The organism is uncultured Paraglaciecola sp. (assembly GCF_937123705.1).
Lineage (GTDB): Bacteria > Pseudomonadota > Gammaproteobacteria > Enterobacterales > Alteromonadaceae > Paraglaciecola.
The window spans coordinates 1-18045 of sequence record NZ_CAKZKO010000007.1 but is presented as its reverse complement, the minus strand read 5'-3'; the positions used below and the strand labels follow the sequence as shown (position 1 = coordinate 18045).

18 protein-coding genes are annotated in these 18045 nt (G+C 42.1%); 9 read left to right on the top strand and 9 right to left on the bottom strand.

Going from position 1 to position 18045, the window contains the following annotated elements; all coding sequences use genetic code 11:
• From Q0688_RS01205 to Q0688_RS01195, 3 genes are all read left to right on the top strand, one after another.
• On the top strand, window positions 1-465 hold a 465-nt coding region (locus tag Q0688_RS01205), incomplete at its 5' end, for a response regulator transcription factor (protein ID WP_299072040.1).
• Window positions 466-482: 17 nt separating this feature from the next.
• Window positions 483-1814, top strand: coding sequence for an ATP-binding protein (locus Q0688_RS01200; protein ID WP_299072036.1), 1332 nt, complete (start codon window positions 483-485; stop codon window positions 1812-1814).
• 139 nt (window positions 1815-1953) lie between these two features.
• Complete coding sequence (locus Q0688_RS01195; protein WP_299072033.1) at window positions 1954-2604, top strand: LiaF domain-containing protein; 651 nt, start codon at window positions 1954-1956, stop codon at window positions 2602-2604.
• A 93-nt stretch (window positions 2605-2697) separates the two neighbouring features.
• Here Q0688_RS01195 and Q0688_RS01190 read toward each other — a convergent pair whose 3' ends face one another.
• Complete coding sequence (locus Q0688_RS01190; protein ID WP_299072029.1) at window positions 2698-3480, bottom strand: SDR family oxidoreductase; 783 nt, start codon at window positions 3478-3480, stop codon at window positions 2698-2700.
• 298 nt (window positions 3481-3778) lie between these two features.
• On the opposite strand from Q0688_RS01190, the gene Q0688_RS01185 reads away from it, so the two are divergent.
• Window positions 3779-4078, top strand: coding sequence for a DUF6122 family protein (locus Q0688_RS01185; RefSeq protein ID WP_299072026.1), 300 nt, complete (start codon window positions 3779-3781; stop codon window positions 4076-4078).
• Window positions 4079-4099: 21 nt separating this feature from the next.
• Here the strand turns inward: Q0688_RS01185 and Q0688_RS01180 are convergent, their stop codons facing one another.
• Complete coding sequence (locus tag Q0688_RS01180; protein ID WP_299072023.1) at window positions 4100-5161, bottom strand: AI-2E family transporter; 1062 nt, start codon at window positions 5159-5161, stop codon at window positions 4100-4102.
• Window positions 5162-5256: 95 nt separating this feature from the next.
• On the opposite strand from Q0688_RS01180, the gene folX reads away from it, so the two are divergent.
• Window positions 5257-5622 carry a dihydroneopterin triphosphate 2'-epimerase gene (folX, locus tag Q0688_RS01175; protein WP_299072020.1) on the top strand — a complete coding sequence of 122 codons (366 nt, stop codon included), beginning with the start codon at window positions 5257-5259 and terminating at the stop codon, window positions 5620-5622.
• Between the two features lie 2 nt (window positions 5623-5624).
• A complete protein-coding gene (locus tag Q0688_RS01170) occupies window positions 5625-6542 on the top strand; it encodes a TIGR01777 family oxidoreductase (RefSeq protein ID WP_299072017.1) in 918 nt (305 codons plus the stop codon).
• 74 nt (window positions 6543-6616) lie between these two features.
• Here the strand turns inward: Q0688_RS01170 and Q0688_RS01165 are convergent, their stop codons facing one another.
• Window positions 6617-9151: an FtsX-like permease family protein gene (locus Q0688_RS01165; RefSeq protein WP_299072014.1), complete on the bottom strand. Its 2535-nt coding sequence runs from the start codon at window positions 9149-9151 to the stop codon at window positions 6617-6619.
• A gap of 4 nt (window positions 9152-9155) precedes the next feature.
• Complete coding sequence (locus Q0688_RS01160; RefSeq protein ID WP_299072012.1) at window positions 9156-9875, bottom strand: ABC transporter ATP-binding protein; 720 nt, start codon at window positions 9873-9875, stop codon at window positions 9156-9158.
• 73 nt (window positions 9876-9948) lie between these two features.
• Between Q0688_RS01160 and Q0688_RS01155 the strand changes: the two genes are divergently transcribed.
• Together Q0688_RS01155 and Q0688_RS01150 are read left to right on the top strand one after the other, a co-directional pair.
• Window positions 9949-10518: an arylesterase gene (locus tag Q0688_RS01155; RefSeq protein ID WP_299072043.1), complete on the top strand. Its 570-nt coding sequence runs from the start codon at window positions 9949-9951 to the stop codon at window positions 10516-10518.
• A gap of 69 nt (window positions 10519-10587) precedes the next feature.
• Window positions 10588-10770, top strand: coding sequence for a hypothetical protein (locus tag Q0688_RS01150; RefSeq protein ID WP_299072009.1), 183 nt, complete (start codon window positions 10588-10590; stop codon window positions 10768-10770).
• Window positions 10771-10890: 120 nt separating this feature from the next.
• Here the strand turns inward: Q0688_RS01150 and moeB are convergent, their stop codons facing one another.
• The 5 genes from moeB to Q0688_RS01125 form a co-directional block, all read right to left on the bottom strand.
• Window positions 10891-11655 (bottom strand): molybdopterin-synthase adenylyltransferase MoeB, encoded by a 765-nt coding sequence (moeB, locus tag Q0688_RS01145; RefSeq protein WP_299072006.1) that lies wholly within the window; start codon window positions 11653-11655, stop codon window positions 10891-10893.
• 176 nt (window positions 11656-11831) lie between these two features.
• Entirely contained in the window at window positions 11832-13112 is a 1281-nt protein-coding gene (locus Q0688_RS01140) for an amidohydrolase family protein (protein ID WP_299072004.1), read from the bottom strand.
• Window positions 13109-14527: an amidohydrolase gene (locus tag Q0688_RS01135; protein WP_299072001.1), complete on the bottom strand. Its 1419-nt coding sequence runs from the start codon at window positions 14525-14527 to the stop codon at window positions 13109-13111. The genes Q0688_RS01140 and Q0688_RS01135 overlap by 4 nt, the downstream gene beginning before the upstream one ends.
• 81 nt (window positions 14528-14608) lie before the next feature.
• On the bottom strand, window positions 14609-15535 hold the full coding sequence (gene dusC / locus Q0688_RS01130) for a tRNA dihydrouridine(16) synthase DusC (protein WP_299071998.1): 927 nt from the start codon (window positions 15533-15535) through the stop codon (window positions 14609-14611).
• Between the two features lie 82 nt (window positions 15536-15617).
• The gene (locus Q0688_RS01125) at window positions 15618-15815 is read right to left on the bottom strand and encodes a DUF1289 domain-containing protein (RefSeq protein WP_299071995.1); all 198 of its coding nucleotides are present in this window, start codon (window positions 15813-15815) and stop codon (window positions 15618-15620) included.
• A gap of 216 nt (window positions 15816-16031) precedes the next feature.
• Between Q0688_RS01125 and Q0688_RS01120 the strand changes: the two genes are divergently transcribed.
• The gene (locus Q0688_RS01120) at window positions 16032-17852 is read left to right on the top strand and encodes an acyl-CoA dehydrogenase C-terminal domain-containing protein (RefSeq protein WP_299071992.1); all 1821 of its coding nucleotides are present in this window, start codon (window positions 16032-16034) and stop codon (window positions 17850-17852) included.
• Window positions 17853-18045 lie beyond the last annotated feature (193 nt).

Below are 18045 nucleotides of genomic sequence, written 5' to 3'. Positions count from 1 at the left end.
GTCACTTGTCCAATTCTAATCCTAACCGCACGGGATAGATGGCAAGAAAAAGTGGAAGGTTTAGATGCGGGCGCAGACGACTATTTAACTAAACCATTTCATAATGAAGAACTATTAGCTCGCATCAATGCCTTAATTCGCCGTGCGGCAGGCAAGGCTCATCCCACTATCGAAAAAGGGCCAATCAGCTTAGATACCTTAAGTGAGGAAGTCACCGTAAATGGTCAATATATTGAACTCACCGCCTATGAATACAAGGTGTTAGAATACCTACTGTTAAACCCTCAAAAAGTTATTTCTAAAACCGAACTTACCGAACATATTTACGATCAAGACTTCGACTTAGACAGCAATGTTATTGAAGTGTTTGTTGGCCGCTTACGTAAAAAAATCGATCCAGACGGTAGTGTAAATCCCATTGAAACTTTGCGGGGCAGAGGGTATCGAATTAATCGTGAACTCTAAAAGGATTAACCAACGTTGTGCATAACTTATCCCTTAGATTAAGGAGTTTTGCTGCTGCCCTACTCGCCCTATTAATTTTTATTCCTCTTACCGCCGTCACCTTAGAGCAAGCTTTTAATAGCAGTTTAAGTCAATCAATGCTGCAACAACTAGAAGCTCAAAGTTTAACCTTAATATCTGAATTTGAGTTAGAAGAAACAGGCAGCGCAGCTGTGATGCCTGAACAACTGTATAACGACCAATTCAATATTCCCGGCTCTGGCCTGTACGCTTTTATATATTCCCACAAACGCCAGTTATGGCAGTCGCAATCGACTCTCAACTGGCTACAACAACCGGAATTTGTGTCTCCAAAGATGGGAACAGAAACATTCAACGAGGATTTCATTATGGGCAGCAGTTACTTTTTGTATGCCTATACCGCTGAGTTTGAGTCCTCTCTAGGCTATCAGCCGGTGAGTTTTTTTATTCTTCAAGATAAACAAGTATTCAACAACGAGAAGAACAAGTTTGCTAATACCCTTTGGAAGTGGCTAGGGCTAATTGCTTTGTTATTATTGATTTTGTTATTGGTTAGCCTAAACGCTGCTTTATTGCCGATAGATAAATTGAATAAACAGATACGCCAAGCCGAGAGTGGGCAACTCAAACGAATCGATCAGCATTACCCCCCGGAATTAGAAAAGCTCAAAAGTAGCATCAACCATTTATTAGATACCGAACAACAACAACGCAGTCGCTACAAAAATAGCCTAAGCGATCTAGCTCATAGCCTTAAAACACCGCTAGCTGTGTTATCTGGAACCGAAGGACTACCAAAACAAGCCAACGAACCCATTAACCAAATTAATTCTCAAATTCAAAGGCAACTAAAACGCGCAGTCGCAGGTACCACAAGCACCTTTGAGCAAGCGCAGCCGATACAACCGTTAGTCGACAAATTATTTAATGCTATGGATAAAGTCTATGCAGACAAACGGCTCAATCTCGCGGCTGATATTGAAGACGGAGCCTTAGGTTTTCACGGAGATAAAACAGATATAATGGAAATACTAGGCAATGTGATTGACAACGCCTGTAAAGCCGCAACAACCCAAGTCATAGTTAAGGTTTCAAGTAAACCCAATAACTTACAGATAGACATTGACGACGATGGTCCTGGGATCCCTGAAAACCAACGCGAACAACTGCTCGAAAGAGGTACTCGCCTTGATAGCTATAAAGAAGGTCAAGGTATAGGTATGGCCGTAGTCGCCGATCTAGTATCGGCTTATCAAGGACAACTCAAAATTGCCCAAAGCCATTTAGGCGGAGCAAAAGTTTCTTTGGTTTTCGCCACTATAGAGTGAAAATCACCAAAAAATGCCAAACAATATCATATGGAAAGGTACTTAAATCCTATCTTATTGATATCACTATGATTTTTAAATGGCACAGTACCTGCTTATTTATTTCAGAATCGCACGAATCAAAAATCAGGGATCTAAAATGGCCGTTAAACTTGAAGACAGACCAATTGAACAAGTACGCGAAGAAGTAATCGATACACTTATTTATAGCTATAGTCATGGCGTCATCTCAAATGAAGCCTTTGAACGCAGACTAGACCAAGCGATGAAAAGTCAAATTCATCAAGAAATCGCCGACTTAGCAGCCGATTTACAAAAAGTAGAAGATCCAGAGTTTACAACCCAAAAAGAACGGCAATTTAACGTTAATTATGGTTCACCAGAAAGTGAAGAAACCGATACTATTGTCAATATACTCGGCGGCTCTGGCCGCAGCGGTCAATGGACAGTACCTCGCGAAATAAAAATTCTAACCATTATGGGTGGCTCCGATATTGATTTTACCGACGCTATTTTTACTACGCCAAATGTGACTATTAAGATTTTATGCTTGTTTGGAGGTAATGATATCTTTGTACCTGAAAATATTAACGTGGTATCGAAAGCTTTTTGTATTATGGGCGGAATCGATAATTCTGCTCCATCAATCGCTTCTCGTCAGGCGCCAACTCTGACTGTTGAAGGTTTAGTGATGTTTGGTGGATTAGATATAAAAATTAAAACGACTATAAAAGAAAAGTTTGTTGCTTTCGCCAATCAAATGAAAACCATGTTCAATGATAAGGGGTAACAGCCGCTAAAAGTTGCGAATTTCGATAAAATACAGAATGTAAAATACCAGTAAGCAAATCAATCATTTGCTTACTGGTTTACTTTATCAAGGTTAATTGACCAGAGTCGTCCCACCATCAACAGGAATGATTTGTCCGGTGATAAAGGCCCCAGCTGGACTTGCCAACATAATGGCAACACCAGCAATATCTGAAGGCTCTCCCCAGCGTCTCATAGGTATTGTTTGCATTTCTTCCTCAAAGGCTTCTTTATCGCTACTAAGAAACTCGGTCATCTTGGAATAAAAACGCCCAGGTGCAATGGCATTAACCCTAATATTTGAAGACGCTAATTCATTGGCCATAATGCGTGTAGCTTGATGAATTGCAGACTTTGAAATAGCATAACTGAAAGTATCCAAAGCATTGCCTAAAAGCCCAGCTATCGAACCAATATTAATCACTGAGGTGGTGTTTTTAGCCGTGGCATTTTTGGTTAGAAGTGGTGTTAAAGCTTGCATTAGGAAAAAGGGACTTTTTACATTCAAATCCATTACTTTATCCCAACCTGCTTCTGGTACTTGCCCAAAAGGAGCGGCCCATGCGGTACCGGCGTTATTCACTAATACATCTAAGGACTCTTCGCGCTCCATAAGTTGTTGCACTAATTGCGTGAGGCCTTGAGTAGTAGAGACATCACCCGGAAGTGCAACACAATCTCCGTATTGGCTTAATTCCTCAGCGGCCGCCAAACACGCTTCGGCTTTACGACCTGTGATATATACCCGCTTTGCCCCCGCCTCTAGAAAGCCTTGGGCCATAAACGCCCCTAAACCTCTATAACCACCAGTTATAACGCAGATTTTGCCTTGCATAGAGAATAAATTTTCAAACATTGTATAGCTTCCTAAGTTATCGTGACAAACTGTCTTAAATGGTCATGATTGATGACAACTCGCATATTACTAAATAAATACAGACTAATCGCTATATCTAGTAGTTATTTAATTAAGACTTCACAATAAGCTAGACTAATAGTTGTTCAAGACGACCCGTTTGGCTATTGGCTCAAAATCATTAATGGTGAACTAAATTCAGAATTAGATTGAAGCTGCAATGTGACAAGTTTCTACGTCTGACCACTACTCCCTTAACTTTCGGGTTATTTCGATTTTTTGCTGATAACATGCGACCATGACACATATACTTCTACATTTTTTAATTCCTTTGCTGCTTGCAAAAGGTTTTTATTCTAAAAACTGGCAAAAAGCCTATATGATTTTGATGGCGACTATGTTGGTAGACTTAGATCATCTGTTGGCTACACCAATATACGATGCGGCGCGCTGTAGTATTGGCTTTCATCCATTACACCAGGAGCTGATGATTGGTATTTACGTGCTTGCATTAACCTATAAACCTTTACGTCTTATTGCTTTAGGCCTATGTGTTCATATGTTGCTTGATTGGCAAGATTGTTATTTCAAAATTTAGAAAGTTTACAAAACCACAAAATTACTCACCTTCCACTAGCGGCACAACAATTAAAGATGCATCGTTCTCGCTCGCTAACAGTAATGCCATCCAGCGCGTATCTGGGCTAGATTCTAAGGCAATTTTAACGATCATCGTTAAAGGGACCGATAGCAACATACCGACTGTACCCAATAGCCATCCCCAGAATATTAACGATAGAAATACCACCAAAGTTGATAAACCTAGTCCTCTACCCATGTAACGAGGTTCAATGACATTTCCCATAACCATATTCGAAACCACAAACCCTAATGCAGCAAACCCTGCACTAGCAGCACCTAACTGCACAAACGCCAATAACACCGCAGGCACAGCAGCGATGAACGAGCCGATATTAGGAATATAATTGAATAGAAAGGCTAATACTGCCCAGAGCAAATAGTGATCAACTCCTAATACATACAGCCAAATTCCAATTACCAAACCCGTACCAATGCTAACTAAAGTCTTGATAGCCAGATAGTTTTTTACCGATACCAAAAATTTATCCACTTGCTTCATTTTCATGCTCGGATCATCAAGGGCAATATGAATTTTTTTAGGCACAGACTCCGCTTCAAACAGCATAAACACTACTATCAGTAAAATTAGTAAAAAATTAGTGAGTACCCCTCCTAGGCTCGAAAGTAAGTTTTTGGCCATATTCATAGCCGCTCCTGGGTCTAAATATGAAATCAATGCCTCTTTGTTAACATAAATATTTACTTTATCTAACTGCCCAACTACCCATGCAAATTCTCCCACCAATTGCTCTCGGTATTTTGGCATATTCTGACTAAACTCATTCATCGACTGTCCAACTAGAGCCGCCATTATTAAACCAAATACCACTATAATCACTATCACTAATACAACCGCTATAGCTCTTGGCAATTTGTATTGGTTTGCCCAATTCACTATAGGGCTACATGCCATCGCAATAAATATAGATAATAAAAATGGCACTATGATGGTGCTGGCCGCTTTAACGCCAGCCAATATGATGACAATGGAGGCCATAATAAGTAATATTTTTACAGATCTTTGTGATTTGAATTGCATATGAAGTTTCTAAATGAATTCCTTGTGAGCAAACTAGCAGATCTGTATGGTATTTTATAGCGCATAATAAAAAGATAAATACGCCTAGGAAAAATATGAAGCTTAACCCTGCCACAATTAGAATCAAAAATTTACGTTTGCGCACTTATATTGGGATTAACAACGACGAAATTGTGAATATGCAAGATGTAGTGATCAATGTAAAAATTCATTACCGCGCTGATCAAGCCACAGACTCTGATCAAATGGACGACGCCCTAAATTACAAAACCATTACCAAAAGAATCATTAAACTAGTTGAAAACAATAGGTTTTCATTACTCGAAAAACTCACAGCAGATGTGTTAGCAATAGCAGCAGAACATCCATGGGTGCATTATGCCGAAGCGGAAGTTGATAAACCCCATGCCTTGCGATTTGCTGATTCTGTATCTTTATGTTTGTCATGTAACAAAGATTAACCATGCAACATTATTCTAAAGACGCCAAGAAAATACTCATTACCGGAGGTTCCGGCTTGATTGGGTCTAGCCTAATTCCTGTTCTTCGCCCTTGTGACGTTGCGGTATATACCCGAAATGTGGCGATGGCAGAGCAGATACTTGGCCATAAGATCCACTACTTGTCTACGCTGTCTCACCTGACTAACTTAGACGACTACGACGTAGTTATTAATCTAGCAGGTGAGCCCATTGCCAATCAAAAATGGACAGATGAACAAAAGCACAAAATTGAACAAAGCCGTTGGTCAATAACAGAACAAATAGTGGCGCTAATTAACGAGGGAACAAACCCACCTGGCTTATTAATAAGTGGTTCCGCAATAGGTTATTATGGACGCCAGCAAGCTCAGATAATTGATGAAGACTTTTCCACGCCACATCAAGAGTTTAGTCACTTACTATGCAAACGCTGGGAGTCATTGGCCTCACAAGCACAGTCAGATAAAACAAGGGTATGTATCATTCGCACCGGCATTGTGATAACTAAAAGGGGCGGTGCATTACATAAAATGCTTTTACCATTTAAGTTAGGTTTAGGTGGTCCTATTGGTGATGGTAGCCAGTATATGTCGTGGATACATTTAGAAGATGTGCTTAGAGGGATAGCCCATTTAGTAGCCCATGATAGCTGCGAAGGCATTTATAACTTTACTGCACCCAACCCTGTTACCAACGCCGAATTTAGTCGTGAACTGGCTTCAGCATTGTCGCGGCCTTGTTTTTTTAGAATGCCCAAGTCCGTTTTGAGAATGGTGATAGGAGAAATGGCAGACTTACTTCTATATGGCCAAAGAGTGGTACCCACTCGCTTACAACAAAGTGGCTATGAATTTATCTACCCACAAATTACCCAAGCACTTGATTGCGTGCGTAGGTAACCTAAATTCTGGATAAAAAACCAATAGAGCGTTTTGGTAAGTTGATACCTATTGATATCAACTTACCTTTGTATCTACACCATTTGCCGCAATAAATGGCTAGTATTAAGTGACAATAATCGCCAACATCCTAACGCTCCTAATATGCCTACTACCAGCGCACCAGCTAGCGGTGCAACAGCCCAATATTCTAAATGCCAACTAGCCGGCATTTGAAACACTTGAGTCTGTAACATATACAAACTGATCTCATTGGCTGCAGCCGCCATTGCGCCGGCTACCACTCCAATAATAATAAACTCAAACACTACACTTGCGCGTATCAAACTGCCTTTAGCACCTAAAGTACGCAAAATGGCCAATTCCTGCTGACGTTCGTCCATACTGGCTTGCACTTGAGCAATCAGTACTAACGCACCTGCCGCTAACACAAGTACCAAAATAAACTCCACCGCCATAGAAACTTGCGCAACTATGCTACGCAGTTGTTTAATACGTGCATCTACATCAAACAGCGTGACATTAGCAAAAGGTTGCATCAATTGAGTGATATCGGCCTTACGCTCTGAAGGCAAATTAAAGCTTGAGATATAGGTGGGAATAACCTGTTGCAAGGCTCTAGGTTCCAGTACAAAGAAAAAATTGGGTTGCATAGATTGCCAATTTACTTCCCTGATGCTGGTCACTTTTACATCGACAATTTCACTACCAATATTAAAGGTTAGGGTATCGCCTAATTTTAGTTGCATACGTAACCCAATTCCTTTCTCAATAGACACCTCGTAAGGCCGCTGCGTTGCAGTATCCTTGCTGTTTTGAGTACCAAACCATTGCCCTTCAATTACTTCATTGCCATTTTGCAGGCTATCATTCCAGGTTAAATTGGCTTCACGTCCAAGTCCACTGCGGCCGGTAGTTTGCTCTTCGGGATCTTCTTTAGAGATTGCTGTTCGTACTTTTTCATCGTTAACCGCTACAAATCGTCCTCGCACAACAGGATAAAAATGCGCGATATCGACCTGATTAACAGCGAAATGTTGTTGCAATTCTGGTTGCTGCGCTTGGCTGATATTTACTAAGAAATAATTAGGCGTGCCTTCGGGTAATTGGTTTTGCCACTGAGTCACCATGTCATTACGCATCACCAATACCACCAGCAGCAACATAATAGTGACGGCAAAACTGATGAGCTGCACGCTATTGTCCATTGCACGGCGGTGAATTCTGGCCCAAGCCAACTGCCATGGCCCCATTTTTCCTTGGCCAAGTTTGCGCCCTACCCAAATCAAACCAAAGGTAACGCCTAATAAACTCAGCACTAAAATAATGCCAGAGATAAACAAAATGGCGCTGATTTTTAGGTTCTGGCTATAGGCCCACATTAATAAAAATACCGCTCCGCCTGATGCAACAAATTGGATCACTCTAGAACTTAAATTGGCACCCAAATCTCTGCGTAAAACACGCAAAGGCGAGACCGAAAACAATTTCATCAGTGGGTATAAAGAAAATAACACCGCGCATACAGTGCCAGTAAATATAGCAATAAATAATGGTCGCCAATGCCATTCATCCATCGACACATCCACTTGGCCAGCAATTGCTGCTACAACAATATGCTGAATGATAAAGCCTAGTATTACCCCAATGCCTATACCTAATGCAGTGATAAACAAAATCTGTAGCAGATAAATCTGCTGCACCATTTTTTTCGGCGCACCTAAGGTTTTCATAATGGCAACAGGATCATAATGACGCATACTATAACGCTGCGCTGCCACGGCTATAGACACCGCCGCTAAAACAATCGCCAATAAACTAGCAAGTAAAAAGTACTGCCCTGCCCTGCCCACTGCTTGGCCAATGCCGGATTCATCGTCTTCTATGGAGTTCCAGTCATGGATTTCGCGGTCAAGTAGCGGTTCAAGCCACGTATAATAATCGTCTAAGTCGCTACTACTGCCGGTGAAAAAATAACTGTAATCAACGCGACTACCTGGGCCTTCCACCTTGGTTGCTGCCAAATCTGCCTTCGATATCAATACTTTTGGATCACCACCAAATACACTAAAGCCCGCATCCGGCACTTCGGCCAATACTTTGCTGACCTTAAATATTTTGTCTCCTACTTCAATAGAGTCGCCGACCTTAATAGCTAAGGTCTGAAATAACTGGGATTCAATCCACGCCTCGCCTGAGGATGGTAAATAGTTTATCGCCACCCCTTGTACAAAAGGTTTATTCGCTACTTTAACCTTGCCTTTAAGCGGATATCCCACATCGGCTGCCCGCAAGTCCACAAGATCCATTTGCTCATTGGCAAATACCATAGAGCGAGCATAGGTTTGATGAGCTGTGTTTAACCCCATAGCTTGGGCCTTTTCAATCCAAGCTTGGTCAACCACATTGTTAGAATTTAGTACCCGGTCGGCGGCAATAAACTCAGCGCTTTTTTCTGTTAATGCCGATTTAAGGCGCTCACTAAACAAAGATAAAGACAACACCGAAGCCACAGACAAAATAATGGCCAACAATATAATGGTTAATTCGCCGCGTTTGGTTTCATGCCTGAACAATCGCCACGCTAAGCTCAAGGTATGGTTAGTCATATCACTAACCTACTTTTCGAGCAGCTTGCTCTTTGGTTGAGCTTGAAAAAATTTCGGTTAGTTCACCCGCTTGCATATGTAATTGACGCTGACACTTGCCAGCCAACTCTGAATCGTGGGTCACCAACACCAAAGTGGTATGGGAATTTTGGTTTAACTCAAATAATAGCTTTTCAATCTTGTCGCTGTTCGCCGCATCTAAATTACCTGTAGGTTCGTCGGCGAATAAGATCTTTGGCTCACTAATAAAGGCACGGGCTATAGCCACCCGCTGCTGTTCACCACCCGACAATTGATTAGGGTAATGGCTGGCTCTATGTTCCAGTCCCACAAGCTCTAGAATATCTAAGGCTCTTTTTTTTGCGTCACTATGCCCAGCTATTTCTGCCGGTAACATAATGTTTTCAAGAGCGGTTAGACTTTGCACCAGCATAAAACTTTGGAAAATGAAGCCGACTTTTTCGCCTCTTAACTGAGCCCGTTGCTCCTCATCCATGTTTTGCATGGCTTGACCATCCAAGTATATTTCTCCCGAACTCACTTCATCTAGTCCTGCTAACAGACTAAGCAGGGTCGACTTTCCTGAGCCTGACGCACCTACTATGGCAATTGACTCTCCGGCCTTGACATCAAAGCTAATTGGCTTGAGGATCTGTAACTGACCTTGTGTCGTAGTCACTGTTTTGCTTATACCTTTTGTCGTAATCATAGATGTTGGAGTCATAGTGCTGTTTCTTAATACCCATTCGTTGCGAAATAAAATTTACTCATTATTGTTCTTTATACCCTTGTTACTGATGTCAGATCAGTTGCTCGCTAAAGAAACAAAATTACTTATTTTAGGTGATAGCCTAAGCGCTGCCTATGGTCTAAAGCAAGAGCAAGGCTGGGTAAGTTTGTTACAAGATGCGTGGAAAGATCAAGATGTAAATATTATCAATGCAGCCATTAGCGGTGAAACCACAGATGGTGCGCTAGCAAGGTTGCCTAGATTGCTAGAACAACATAGCCCCACTCATATTTTTGTTGAACTAGGTGGCAACGACGGATTACAAGGCCATCCTGTGAGTAAGATGCGCGCCAATCTTGAAAAGATCATTCAATTATCTCAACAAAATAAGGCAAAAGTTATACTGCAACAAATGCAAATACCCACCAATTATGGCACTAGATATACGCAAATGTTTAGTCATAGCTACACCTTACTATCCCAGAAGTATGCTGTAATTTTGCTGCCTTTTTTCTTAGAAACCATAGCTTTAGACAAAAGTCTGATGCAAAACGATGGAATTCATCCTAATGCCACAGCACAAGTCTTGATTGCGAAACAAATGCAAAACACCTTGGCTAAAATTATTTTTCCCTAGCAGAATAAAAAACAACCATCTAGAATATCAACAACCCTAGTATTCATTCTATGAGAACAGGAGTAATGTATGGAAATAAGTTCATCAGGAGCTGGCACGCTCACCCAAAGTGCACAAACACAAGTAGAGCCCAAACCACAAGCAGTGCGAGCAGAACAACAAACGACACTTGAGTCTCCTTCACCTCAAGAGCCCCCACCAGCTCAAGATCCCAATCAGCGTGTTGGCACCTTAGTTGATGTGAGCGTTTAAGCGTCACTCTTTAAAATAAAAAAACCGAGTGTCTCCACTCGGTTTTTTATCGCTGATAAGAAACGTCTAGCACCAAGCCGCATAAGTAATACCAATTCATCCTAAATCATGGATATAACACTACCTAATTTTTGTTGTTGAGCACACTAAACAATCTTCTGACTTATTTATCTTAAAGTCTTGCCAAACACCCGTCATTGCATCGTATAACTGCAACCTATTAATGAGTGGTTCACCGTAACTTGTAAGGGTTTTGATAGCTTCCATTGCTTGCATTGAGCCTATTATTCCCACCAAAGGAGACATTACGCCCGCTTCAACACAACTCACATTTTGTTCGCCAAAATAACGACTAATACACCCATAACAAGCCGATTTTTTAAGGGGATTGATGACAAACACTTGCCCCTCCATTCGTATAGCTGCCCCAGAAACAAGCGGAACATTATGCTCGTAACATACCTTATTAATAAGGTTTCTACTTTCAAGGTTATCAGTGCAATCCAAAACTATATCGTGCTGCTTTACCAACTGAGTCAATTGTTGCTGGGTTTGGCGCTTATTCCGTGATCGTAATTTAACCTCACTATTAATATTACGTAAGGCTGAAATAGCAGACTCCACTTTGAATAGGCCCACATTTTTCTCAGCGTGTAGCACCTGCCGCTGTAAATTGGTTACTTCCACTACATCTGCATCAACAAGTGTTAGTTCACCAATCCCACTTGCGGCTAGAAATTGACTCGCGGCACAACCTAAACCACCCACACCAATCAGCAGTACTTTAGCCTTACATAAAACTTCCTGTTTATCTAAATCGAATCCTGACAATAAGATCTGCCGGTTATAACGCATTGCTTGAGCGATTGTTAGCTGTGAAGACATAAAAATCCAAGTTCTTAAAACTAAATTATGTTGTACCACTAGGGTAATAGGTACGCCATTCCCTTATATGAATAGTGACACCCATAGTTTGCTTGCAATAGGCACGTCAATCGTTATAGCGATCTGAGATCATAAAATAAGCACATAGTTATAATGTGTGGGCGATTCAACATAATCTAAGGACGAACATATTGCATCGGCTTACCTGATTTTAAATTAAGATAACGGTCTCGCAGCTTGGTTTGCCTTGACTGCATCTCGATTACCTTCCCTGCTATCAGGACTTTTTCTGCGGCTTCTGTGACTTCAAGGGGATCACCCGACCAAATCACCACATCAGCGACTTTACCTGTTTCCAGACTGCCAAGTTTGTCGTCCACTCCATACAAGCTAGCCACATTAATCGTCAACGCGGCGAGTCCTTGTTCCCAATTTAGCCCATTGGCCACTGCATTACCGGCATGTTGTCTAGCTAAACGAATATTGTGGGTTTCCATACCAATACTAACCTTAACCCCTTGTGCAGCTAAGCGACCGGCATTTTTAAGGGTGGCACCAAGTTGATCAAAACCAAAAGGTAAGTTTGCTTCAGGGTTGAGTATCACTGCTATATTATTTTCTGCCAACTCTTTGGCCACACGCCAACCTTCAGTGGCATAAGTGATCGCTATGTTCAGTTGTGGATGACGTTGTTTTAGTGCAATCACTTGACGAATATCTGCGGCTCTACGAGCATCCACTAAAAGCGGTATCTCGCCCTTAATCACAGGTATTAGTGCCGCAATATCAGTGCGACTTAATTCGCCATGCCATTCTTGCGTAGGTGAAAGCGATTTACCTATAGCAAACTTAGCTTCAGCCAAGGTTTTTTCTAAGCTTACCCATAACACACTGCGAGAGCCTCCAATAGTGTCAGCCCCACTATTACCTACTTTAGTGCTAATAAATGCCCTAGGTTGAATAACGGCTTCACTGTCGTTTGTTAACGAGATCACAGCGCCTTGCCCATTAAATAGCTGTCCTGTGCGTCCCATAGAAGTGGCAGCAGAAGTCACTCCTTCAATTCGAGCAATCGCCATCAAGGATGAATCAGGATTGATGGCATAAGACACATCAAAGGCTGCGCCTGTCTTAGAAATACTGGTTAAACTTGAGTTACTATCATTAGTGCCTGCAGAAAACCCCACATCAACTAATCCTAAGGTGGTACTTGCCCCTATTAAACCGGGTGTGACCACTTTGCCTTTAGCATCAATGATCTCATATCCGGCTAACGCCGACTCACCTTGCAGCACTTTTTGAATTTTGCCATCTTTGATGAACACTGTGGCGTTTTCCACTGTGCCTTGTGCGGCCATGGTATGCACCTTGGCGCCCACAATGGCAATACTTTTCGCACCAACAACATGGCTCAACAACAAACTGCCAAACAGTGAATATTTAATTAATCGTTTCATTTGCTATCTCCTTCACCAGGTTGTCCTAACTCAAAATCACTCACCGGCCATGAGGCAGGATCATTACGGTCATAAATCAATGCACCGTCTAAATACACATGTTCGGCTTGGGCATAGGTCGAAAACGGATCGGCGCTCCAAATCACAACATCAGCATTCTTGCCTTTTTCTAGTGAGCCTGTTTGCTCGAAAATCCCCAAAGACTTAGCGGGGTTAGCAGATAACCATTGCCAAGCATCGGCTTGACTAATATCGATACCCGCTCGGCGCCCATTAGCCCATGCTTTGGCGGCTTCTTGATTTAATCGTTGAATACCCAAATCGCTATCAGAATGCACAATCGCACAGGCATTAGCGGCGTGAACCATAGGTACATTTTCTTGAATACCGTCGTAAGCTTCTAACTTAAAGCCCCACCAATCTGCCCACATGGCCGAACAAACGCCTGCTTGAGCCAACCTATCGGCTATTTTGTATGACTCTACTGCATGATGAAAGGCAGAAATTTTGTAATTAAACTCTTTCATTACATCCAGCATAGTGCCCATATCGTCAGCACGATAACAATGCATATGCACTAATATCTCGCCTTTTAAGGCTAACGCCAAGGTTTCTAGTTTGAGATCACGTTTTGGAATAGTTAAGCCGTCTTTGCCTGCTTCATGATCGGCGTAATACTTATCCCACTTACGTTGATAGTTTTGTGCATCACTCCATGCTTGCCGATAACCAGCTACGTTACCCATGCGGGTCGAAGGGCCACCTTTTTTGCCATATACACGTTTAGGATTTTCACCGCAGGCCATTTTCATGCCATAAGGTGCACCTGGAAATTTCATATCTTGCACTGTTGTGCCTGGCAGGTTTTTCACCGTTACACCGCGACCGCCCACCAGGTTAGCCGAGCCGGGTAAAATTTGCATGGCCGTTACGCCGCCCGCTAAGGCTCGTTGAAAGCCTGCATCTTGTGGCCAAATAGAATGTTCAGCCCAGACTTCTGCGGTTACCGGAGCTGTCGCCTCGTTGCCGTCTGAGTGCGCCGTGCCGCCAGGGGCTGGATATACCCCTAAATGACTATGCACATCTATAATACCCGGCGTAACCCACTTGCCTTTAGCATCGACTATTACGCCATCATCCGGTAAGGCTAAATCCTGACCTATTGCTACTACTTTGCCATCTTGTAATAGCACCGAACTATCACTAAACATGCCACCTATACCGTCTAAAATCGTGGCATGAGTAATTAATACACTTTTGCTCGCTATGGGCTGATAGGTACTAGGAAAGGGATTTTGGTTGATGTGAAATGCTGGCTCTTGGCCTTTTTTTTCATTTGAATCTGAACAACCGACCAAAGTAAATAGACCGGCAGCTGCCACAATAAGCAACTGTTTATTAACGAAAGTTTTCATAGGGTTCCCTGAAACTAATTATTTTTATAATGACGCATCTTTACTGAAGGTGTTCATCCTAATAATAATTGTCGACTTTTACTAGGATTGGATTTGCTGCAATATATCCTCTGCACTTTTCAGGATACGAATATTCGTAAACAATTCATCAGCCTCTGGATATTGACGACTCAAATACCCTAACCATTGTTTGACTCGATTAGGATAATATTTACCTTTATCACCAAAAAGTTCGTATCCCGAATATCGCACTAGCAATGCTTTAACTTGCTCCCATGTCATCTGGGCGTGTTGGTATTTAACCACCTGCGCTAGATTGGGCATAGCCAAGGCTCCACGGCCTAACATAATGTTTTGACATTGTGATTGCTGCTGACAATTTATCGCATCATCTTGATTCCAAATTTCGCCATTGGCCACAATGGGAATATCCACATTTTGCTTTATTGTTGCTATCCAATCCCAATAGGCGGGGGGCTTATAGCCATCGACCTTAGTACGGGCATGAATAGCCAATGAATCTGCGCCCGCATCAGCAATAGCCTGTGCGTTGGCAATCGCCAAGGAAGTATCATCAAAACCCAAGCGCATTTTAGCGCTCACAACCTGTCCTTTTGGCACCGCGTGGCGCACTTTGCTTACAATGTTGTAAATCGTGTCGGGTTCGCGTAGCAGTACCGCGCCTCCTTTGCTTTTATTCACGGTTTTAGCTGGGCAACCAAAATTTAGATCTATGCCGTGGGAGCCAAGTTCAACCGCTCGATAAGCATTTTCTGCCAGCCAATCTGGGTGTTGACCTAAAAGCTGCACTTTAACGGGTACCCCATTTGGGGTGAAACCTTGATTGTGAAGTTCGGGGCAAAGGCGGTAAAACACCCGCTTAGGCATTAATTGATCGACTATTCGTACAAATTCAGTCACGCACAAGTCAAACCCACCTACTTGGGTCAACATGTCGCGCATCAGGTGATCGACCACCCCTTCCATCGGGGCTAATGTAATATGCATAAAGGGGATTGATTTCTAGGAAGTACAGACGGCTATTTTAGCAAAAAAATGTAGCTAATAAGTACCTTAATAAGACAGAAACTCAAAAAGAAATATCCGTTTTACATTGTCTTTTTCGTAACTCGCACTGCTCTAATATACTGTGTTTACTTTTGTTATTTGCTTGACCCCAAATCAAAATTTCATCCATCATTCGAAAACAACCTACACACATATCTTTATCATTCAAACAGCAATGACGGATACAAGGTGAGGGTACTTCATGGGTGTCAGAGGTCATAATAGTTGAGCGTATTGATTAAAATTTAGAACAAGTCCTAGTGTACAACACCTTTAAAACATACAAAATGTAATAATTTTTATGGATGATTACACTCATAAATCAAAGACATAACATGAGTGCCTTAGTATTTTAATCGCAGTGGTTAGACCAGTTAACATTTACTTGCTATACTCCATGCAAGTTTATTAAAAAACCTTTTTTTGGAGTTCTACAATGTTGCAATACAAAGCGCCTATTATGGACATGAAATTTCTTATTGAAGATGTATTTCAGTATTACCCACATTATGAAAAATACCCTGAGTTTGCAGAAGCGACACCTGATTTGGTCGATGCAATCTTACAAGAATGTGCAAAATTTTGTGAAAACGAGTTATTACCGTTAAATCAAAGTGCAGATAAAGAAGGCTGTAAGTTTGATAACGGTGTTGTAACCACTCCTACTGGTTTTAAAGAAGCCTATAAAAAATACGTTGAAGGTGGCTGGCAAAGTTTATCTCACCCTGTTGAGCATGGTGGTCAAGGGTTACCGCCATCATTAGGCATGGCGAAGCAAGAAATGATGGGCACATCTAATTGGTCATGGGCCATGTATCCAGGTTTAAGTCATGGTGCAATGAACACCATTCAAACCCATGGCACCCCAGAGCAAAAAGAACTATACCTCACGCCTTTAACCGAAGGCACGTGGACCGGTACTATGTGTTTAACCGAGCCGCAGTGTGGTACCGACTTAGGCCAAGTTAAAACCAAAGCCACGCCCAATGGCGACGGCACTTACGACATTACAGGCACCAAAATATTTATCTCTGCCGGTGAGCACGACTTAACCGATAACATTATTCATATTGTGTTGGCTCGCTTGCCTGGTGCCCCTGAAGGTACCCGTGGTATTTCGTTATTTATCGTGCCAAAAGTCCAAGTTGACCAACAAGGTAACTTAGGTGAAGGCAATAATGTGGTTTGTGGTGCCATTGAAGATAAAATGGGCATCAAAGGCTCATCGACTGCAGTACTCAATTTTGATAACGCTAAAGGTGTATTAATAGGTCCAGAAAACAAAGGCCTAGAATGCATGTTTACCTTTATGAACACCGCCCGTGTAGGCACCGCATTGCAAGGTGTGTGCGCCTCTGAACTGGCCTACCAAAACTCGTTATTGTATGCCAAAGAACGTTTATCCATGCGCGCCTTAACCGGTAAAAAATGCCCAGATCAGGTAGCAGACCCCATTATTGTGCACCCAGATGTGCGCAAAATGTTGATGACCCAAAAGGCCATCAGTGAAGGCGGACGTGCCATGGTGTATTACACTGCAAAAATTGCCGATGAAATCGAAATGGCCAAAACCGACGCCGAGCGTAAAGCCGCTGATGATAGATTAGGTTTTATCACCCCTATCCTTAAAGCATTTTTAACCGAATTGGGCTGTGAAAGTGCCAGTCACGGTATGCAAATATTTGGTGGCCATGGCTACATAAAAGAATGGGGCATGGAGCAAATCGTCCGTGACGTGCGTATATCGACTTTGTATGAAGGCACAACGGGTATTCAAGCCCTAGATTTATTAGGTCGTAAGATATTACTGACCCGTGGTAAGTCGTTAAAAGCCTTCACCAAAGAAGTGTTAACTTTCTGCAAAGACAAAAGCATGATTTCGAAAAACCCTCACAAACGTCAAATGAATAAGTTTGTATGGGCGCTCAGCAAAAATGTAGCGAATTGGCAACAATACTCTATGCGTTTAGCCTTAAAAGCTAAAAAGGATCGCGACGTTGTAGGCTCTGCCTCAGTAGATTATTTAATGTATTCAGGTTACATCATGATGGGTTACTTCTGGGCTCAAATGGCGCAAACCGCCTATGAAAAATTAGCCACAGATGTTGAAAACCGTGATTTCTACCGAGCAAAAATTAAAACGGCCGAATTTTACTTCGAACGTTTATTGCCAAGAACCAAGTCACTAGCCAAAACCATGATGGCCGATCCCAAGACCTTGATGCAACTAGATCAAGATTTATTGTCATTTACCTAAACAGATAATATAAATCGAAGAGTCATTAGGAAAAATGCCCCACATTAATGGGGCATTTTTATTTGTGTCAAAAGTATTTCCAGACTTATACCAATTCATCCGAACAATTAGTCACCCAGAGAACACCAGCGACTTTCAATCGAGGCGTAGTCCTGCAGGAATGGCCGCCCCCTTTCAAAGGGCTAGAACGAAG

Excerpts from the sequence above, each read along its gene's own strand:
- Q0688_RS01195 (WP_299072033.1), top strand. The coding sequence starts at position 1,954 with ATGGCCGTTAAACTTGAAGACAGACCAATTGAACAAGTACGCGAAGAA.
- Q0688_RS01190 (WP_299072029.1), bottom strand. The coding sequence starts at position 3,480 with ATGTTTGAAAATTTATTCTCTATGCAAGGCAAAATCTGCGTTATAACT.
- Q0688_RS01185 (WP_299072026.1), top strand. The coding sequence starts at position 3,779 with ATGACACATATACTTCTACATTTTTTAATTCCTTTGCTGCTTGCAAAA.
- Q0688_RS01180 (WP_299072023.1), bottom strand. The coding sequence starts at position 5,161 with ATGCAATTCAAATCACAAAGATCTGTAAAAATATTACTTATTATGGCC.
- folX (WP_299072020.1), top strand. The coding sequence starts at position 5,257 with ATGAAGCTTAACCCTGCCACAATTAGAATCAAAAATTTACGTTTGCGC.
- Q0688_RS01170 (WP_299072017.1), top strand. The coding sequence starts at position 5,625 with ATGCAACATTATTCTAAAGACGCCAAGAAAATACTCATTACCGGAGGT.
- Q0688_RS01165 (WP_299072014.1), bottom strand. The coding sequence starts at position 9,151 with ATGACTAACCATACCTTGAGCTTAGCGTGGCGATTGTTCAGGCATGAA.
- Q0688_RS01160 (WP_299072012.1), bottom strand. The coding sequence starts at position 9,875 with ATGACTCCAACATCTATGATTACGACAAAAGGTATAAGCAAAACAGTG.
- Q0688_RS01155 (WP_299072043.1), top strand. The coding sequence starts at position 9,949 with ATGTCAGATCAGTTGCTCGCTAAAGAAACAAAATTACTTATTTTAGGT.
- Q0688_RS01150 (WP_299072009.1), top strand. The coding sequence starts at position 10,588 with ATGGAAATAAGTTCATCAGGAGCTGGCACGCTCACCCAAAGTGCACAA.
- moeB (WP_299072006.1), bottom strand. The coding sequence starts at position 11,655 with ATGTCTTCACAGCTAACAATCGCTCAAGCAATGCGTTATAACCGGCAG.
- Q0688_RS01140 (WP_299072004.1), bottom strand. The coding sequence starts at position 13,112 with ATGAAACGATTAATTAAATATTCACTGTTTGGCAGTTTGTTGTTGAGC.
- Q0688_RS01135 (WP_299072001.1), bottom strand. The coding sequence starts at position 14,527 with ATGAAAACTTTCGTTAATAAACAGTTGCTTATTGTGGCAGCTGCCGGT.
- dusC (WP_299071998.1), bottom strand. The coding sequence starts at position 15,535 with ATGCATATTACATTAGCCCCGATGGAAGGGGTGGTCGATCACCTGATG.
- Q0688_RS01125 (WP_299071995.1), bottom strand. The coding sequence starts at position 15,815 with ATGACCTCTGACACCCATGAAGTACCCTCACCTTGTATCCGTCATTGC.
- Q0688_RS01120 (WP_299071992.1), top strand. The coding sequence starts at position 16,032 with ATGTTGCAATACAAAGCGCCTATTATGGACATGAAATTTCTTATTGAA.